This window comes from Gryllotalpicola koreensis (assembly GCF_039538185.1).
In the GTDB taxonomy this organism is placed as follows: Bacteria; Actinomycetota; Actinomycetes; order Actinomycetales; family Microbacteriaceae; genus Gryllotalpicola; species Gryllotalpicola koreensis.
Map to the genome: position 1 here is coordinate 1 of NZ_BAABBW010000010.1, position 5,434 is coordinate 5,434.

At 57.2% G+C, this 5,434-nt stretch carries 3 rRNA genes; all 3 read left to right on the forward strand.

Annotation, left to right across the window (positions count from 1 at the left end):
- Window positions 1–162: 162 nt before the first annotated feature.
- Window positions 163–1,689, forward strand: a 16S ribosomal RNA gene (locus ABD708_RS19380).
- Window positions 1,690–2,097: 408 nt separating this feature from the next.
- A 23S ribosomal RNA gene (locus ABD708_RS19385) occupies window positions 2,098–5,208 on the forward strand.
- A gap of 100 nt (window positions 5,209–5,308) precedes the next feature.
- Window positions 5,309–5,425 (forward strand): 5S ribosomal RNA (gene rrf / locus ABD708_RS19390).
- The 16S, 23S and 5S rRNA genes sit together here, the layout of an rRNA operon.
- The last annotated feature ends 9 nt before the right edge of the window (window positions 5,426–5,434 follow it).

The following is a 5,434-nucleotide window of genomic DNA, read 5'->3' on the forward strand; positions in this document are numbered from 1 at the left end:
GGGTGCGTACGGTCTTTGAGAACTCAACAGCGTGCACATTGTCAATGCCAATTCCCGGCGCCTGATCGTTTTTGGTTGGGTGTTGGATTCCTTTGGTTTATTTGATTGATTGAATGTCAGTTTTGATGTTCTTTTGTCATGGTCGATCTCGGCCGCAATTTTTTTGTGGAGAGTTTGATCCTGGCTCAGGACGAACGCTGGCGGCGTGCTTAACACATGCAAGTCGAACGATGAAGGGGGTGCTTGCACCCTTGGATTAGTGGCGAACGGGTGAGTAACACGTGAGTAACCTGCCCTTGGCTCTGGGATAAGCGCTGGAAACGGTGTCTAATACTGGATATAACCTTCTGCCGCATGGTGGGGGGTGGAAAGATTTTTTCGGCCTTGGATGGGCTCGCGGCCTATCAGCTTGTCGGTGGGGTAGTGGCCTACCGAGGCGACGACGGGTAGCCGGCCTGAGAGGGTGACCGGCCACACTGGGACTGAGACACGGCCCAGACTCCTACGGGAGGCAGCAGTGGGGAATATTGCACAATGGGCGCAAGCCTGATGCAGCAACGCCGCGTGGGGGATGACGGCCTTCGGGTTGTAAACCTCTTTTGGCAGGGAAGAAGCTTTTCGGAGTGACGGTACCTGCAGAAGAAGGACCGGCTAACTACGTGCCAGCAGCCGCGGTAATACGTAGGGTCCGAGCGTTGTCCGGAATTATTGGGCGTAAAGAGCTCGTAGGCGGTTCGTCGCGTCTGCCGTGAAATCCTCAGGCTCAACCTGAGGCGTGCGGTGGGTACGGGCGGGCTAGAGTGCGGTAGGGGAGAATGGAACTCCTGGTGTAGCGGTGGAATGCGCAGATATCAGGAAGAACACCGATGGCGAAGGCAGTTCTCTGGGCCGTAACTGACGCTGAGGAGCGAAAGCGTGGGGAGCGAACAGGATTAGATACCCTGGTAGTCCACGCCGTAAACGTTGGGCGCTAGATGTGGGGACCATTCCACGGTTTCCGTGTCGTAGCTAACGCATTAAGCGCCCCGCCTGGGGAGTACGGCCGCAAGGCTAAAACTCAAAGGAATTGACGGGGGCCCGCACAAGCGGCGGAGCATGCGGATTAATTCGATGCAACGCGAAGAACCTTACCAAGGCTTGACATATACCGGAAACGGCCGGAGACGGTCGCCCCCTTGTGGTCGGTATACAGGTGGTGCATGGTTGTCGTCAGCTCGTGTCGTGAGATGTTGGGTTAAGTCCCGCAACGAGCGCAACCCTCGTTCTATGTTGCCAGCGGTTCGGCCGGGGACTCATAGGAGACTGCCGGGGTCAACTCGGAGGAAGGTGGGGATGACGTCAAATCATCATGCCCCTTATGTCTTGGGCTTCACGCATGCTACAATGGCCGGTACAAAGGGCTGCGATGCCGTAAGGCGGAGCGAATCCCAAAAAGCCGGTCTCAGTTCGGATTGAGGTCTGCAACTCGACCTCATGAAGTCGGAGTCGCTAGTAATCGCAGATCAGCAACGCTGCGGTGAATACGTTCCCGGGCCTTGTACACACCGCCCGTCAAGTCATGAAAGTCGGTAACACCCGAAGCCAGTGGCCTAACCCTTGTGGAGGGAGCTGTCGAAGGTGGGATCGGTGATTAGGACTAAGTCGTAACAAGGTAGCCGTACCGGAAGGTGCGGCTGGATCACCTCCTTTCTAAGGAGCATCTGACCAGTTCGCTGGTCCAGAACCCATGCCCATGGCGGATGTCTGTGGGGTGGGGCTCGTGGGTGGAACGTTGACAATGCCTCCGATCGATCTGATCGGTTCTCAGTACGGCCTCTTCGGGGGTTGGGAACGGGGCCGGCCGGGGTGGTCGGGGGGTGCGCGCTGTTGGGTCCTGAGGGACCGTGCGGGTTTCTTCCCTGGTTGGGGAGGGGCTGGCGGTTTTTCTCAGGCCTGTGGGTTCGGGTTCGTCCTGGCCTGTGGGTGCTGTCCGTATTTTGAGAACTACACAGTGGACGCGAGCATCTTAGATCCGCAGCTTTTTTTGGTTGCGGGTCACCAAATGGTCTGTTCCAGAGTCTTGTGGGCTCTGAACGATTTTTTTGACTCATGTTGTGGTGGCAAGTTTCTAAGAGCGAACGGTGGATGCCTTGGCATCTGGAGCCGATGAAGGACGTAGCAATCTGCGATAAGCCTCGGGGAGTTGATAAGCGAACTGTGATCCGAGGGTGTCCGAATGGGGAAACCTGGCCAGGCCCTTTGGGTGACCTGGTTACTCCCGCCTGAATGTATAGGGCGGGTAGAGGGAACGTGGGGAAGTGAAACATCTCAGTACCCACAGGAAGAGAAAGCAAAAGCGATTCCGTTAGTAGTGGCGAGCGAACGCGGATGTGGCTAAACCTGTCACGTGTGATACCCGGCAGGGGTTGCGTGGTGGGGGTTGTGGGACCCTTCGGGGAGGACTGCCGTTCTCCCGCGGTGACGTGTGCGTGGTGTAGGCGAACAGCTTGGAAAGGCTGACCGTAGCGGGTGAGAGTCCTGTAGCCGAAATGCTGCGCCGGCCGGAGGGTGTTCCCGAGTAGCACGGGGCCCGAGAAATCCCGTGTGAATCTGCCAGGACCACCTGGTAAGCCTGAATACTCCCAGATGACCGATAGCGGACAAGTACCGTGAGGGAAAGGTGAAAAGTACCCCGGGAGGGGAGTGAAATAGTTCCTGAAACCGTTCGCTTACAAACCGTCGGAGCCGGCTTGTTCCGGTGACGGCGTGCCTTTTGAAGAATGAGCCTGCGAGTTAGTGATACGTGGCGAGGTTAACCCGTGTGGGGGAGCCGTAGCGAAAGCGAGTCCGAATAGGGCGTTTCAGTCGCGTGTTCTAGACCCGAAGCGAAGTGATCTACCCATGGCCAGGTTGAAGCGACGGTAAGACGTCGTGGAGGACCGAACCCACCAGGGTTGAAAACCTGGGGGATGAGCTGTGGGTAGGGGTGAAAGGCCAATCAAACTTCGTGATAGCTGGTTCTCTCCGAAATGCATTTAGGTGCAGCGTTGCGTGTTTCTTGCCGGAGGTAGAGCTACTGGATAGCCGATGGGGCCCAAAAGCTTACTGACGTTAGCCAAACTCCGAATGCCGGTAAGTGAGAGCGCAGCAGTGAGACGGTGGGGGATAAGCTTCATCGTCGAGAGGGAAACAACCCAGACCACCGACTAAGGTCCCTAAGCGCGTGCTAAGTGGGAAAGGATGTGGAGTTGCACAGACAACCAGGAGGTTGGCTTAGAAGCAGCCACCCTTGAAAGAGTGCGTAATAGCTCACTGGTCAAGTGATTCCGCGCCGACAATGTAACGGGGCTCAAGCACGCCACCGAAGTCGTGGCATTGCCGCAGCAGACAGGCCTTCGTGGTCCAGTCGCGGTGATGGGTAGGAGAGCGTCGTGTGGGCGGTGAAGCAGCGGGGTGACCCAGTTGTGGAGGCCACACGAGTGAGAATGCAGGCATGAGTAGCGAAAGACGGGTGAGAAACCCGTCCTCCGGAAGACCAAGGGTTCCAGGGCCAGGTTAATCCGCCCTGGGTAAGTCGGGACCTAAGGCGAGGCCGACAGGCGTAGTCGATGGACAACGGGTTGATATTCCCGTACCGGCGAAGAACCGCCCATGCTGATCTGGTAATGCTAAGCATCCGATGCCGGCACTGCTGCCCTTGTGGTGGCGCCGCCGGCGGAGCGTGCGACCCAGTCCGGGGAGGCAAGCGTAGTAACAGGTGTGACGCAGGAAGGTAGCCGTACCGGGCGATGGTTGTCCCGGGGCAAGGATGTAGGGCTGGAGATAGGCAAATCCGTCTCCTGTATGCCTGAGATCTGACGCATACCCGTCAAGGGGAATTCGGTGATCCTATGCTGCCGAGAAAAGCATCGACGCGAGGTTCCAGCCGCCCGTACCCCAAACCGACTCAGGTGGTCAGGTAGAGAATACCGAGGAGATCGAGAGAATCGTGGTTAAGGAACTCGGCAAAATGCCCCCGTAACTTCGGGAGAAGGGGGGCCCGAAACGTGAACCCACTTGCTGGGGGAGCGTGGAGTGGCCGCAGAGACCAGTGGGAAGCGACTGTTTACTAAAAACACAGGTCCGTGCCAAGTCGCAAGACGATGTATACGGACTGACGCCTGCCCGGTGCTGGAAGGTTAAGAGGACCGGTCAGCTCTTTAGAGCGAAGCTGAGAATTTAAGCCCCAGTAAACGGCGGTGGTAACTATAACCATCCTAAGGTAGCGAAATTCCTTGTCGGGTAAGTTCCGACCTGCACGAATGGCGTAACGACTTCCCAGCTGTCTCAACCGCGAACTCGGCGAAATTGCACTACGAGTAAAGATGCTCGTTACGCGCAGCAGGACGGAAAGACCCCGTGACCTTTACTATAGCTTGGTATTGGTGTTCGGTGCGGCTTGTGTAGGATAGGTGGGAGACTGTGAAGCGGGCACGCCAGTGTTCGTGGAGTCATTGTTGAAATACCACTCTGGTCGCTCTGGATATCTAACTTCTGACCGTGATCCGGTCAAGGGACAGTGCCTGGTGGGTAGTTTAACTGGGGCGGTTGCCTCCTAAAGAGTAACGGAGGCGCCCAAAGGTTCCCTCAACCTGGTTGGCAATCAGGTGGCGAGTGTAAGTGCACAAGGGAGCTTGACTGTGAGACTGACAGGTCGAGCAGGGACGAAAGTCGGGACTAGTGATCCGGCGGTACGTTGTGGAACGGCCGTCGCTCAACGGATAAAAGGTACCTCGGGGATAACAGGCTGATCTTGCCCAAGAGTCCATATCGACGGCATGGTTTGGCACCTCGATGTCGGCTCGTCGCATCCTGGGGCTGGAGTAGGTCCCAAGGGTTGGGCTGTTCGCCCATTAAAGCGGTACGCGAGCTGGGTTTAGAACGTCGTGAGACAGTTCGGTCCCTATCCGCTGCGCGCGCAGGAGATTTGAGAGGATCTGACCCTAGTACGAGAGGACCGGGTTGGACGAACCTCTGGTGTGTCAGTTGTTCCGCCAGGAGCACCGCTGATTAGCTACGTTCGGGATGGATAACCGCTGAAAGCATCTAAGCGGGAAGCCGGCCTCGAGATGAGATCTCCATCCCTTCGGGGGAGAGGCTCCCAGCCAGACGACTGGGTTGATAGGCCAGATGTGGAAGCACGGCAACGTGTGCAGCTGACTGGTACTAATAAGCCGACAACTTGACAACACACAAAAACATGAGACTTGACTCGCGTCCACTGAGTGGTTCCCGACATACGGGCACCAGCACACCAGCTGAAAAACGACCAGTGCCTGGTCGAAGATGTTTCGGCGGCCATAGCGGGAGGGAAACGCCCGGACACATTCCGAACCCGGAAGCTAAGACTCCCAGCGCCGATGGTACTGCAGGGGCGACCCTGTGGGAGAGTAGGACACCGCCGAACACCCATTAG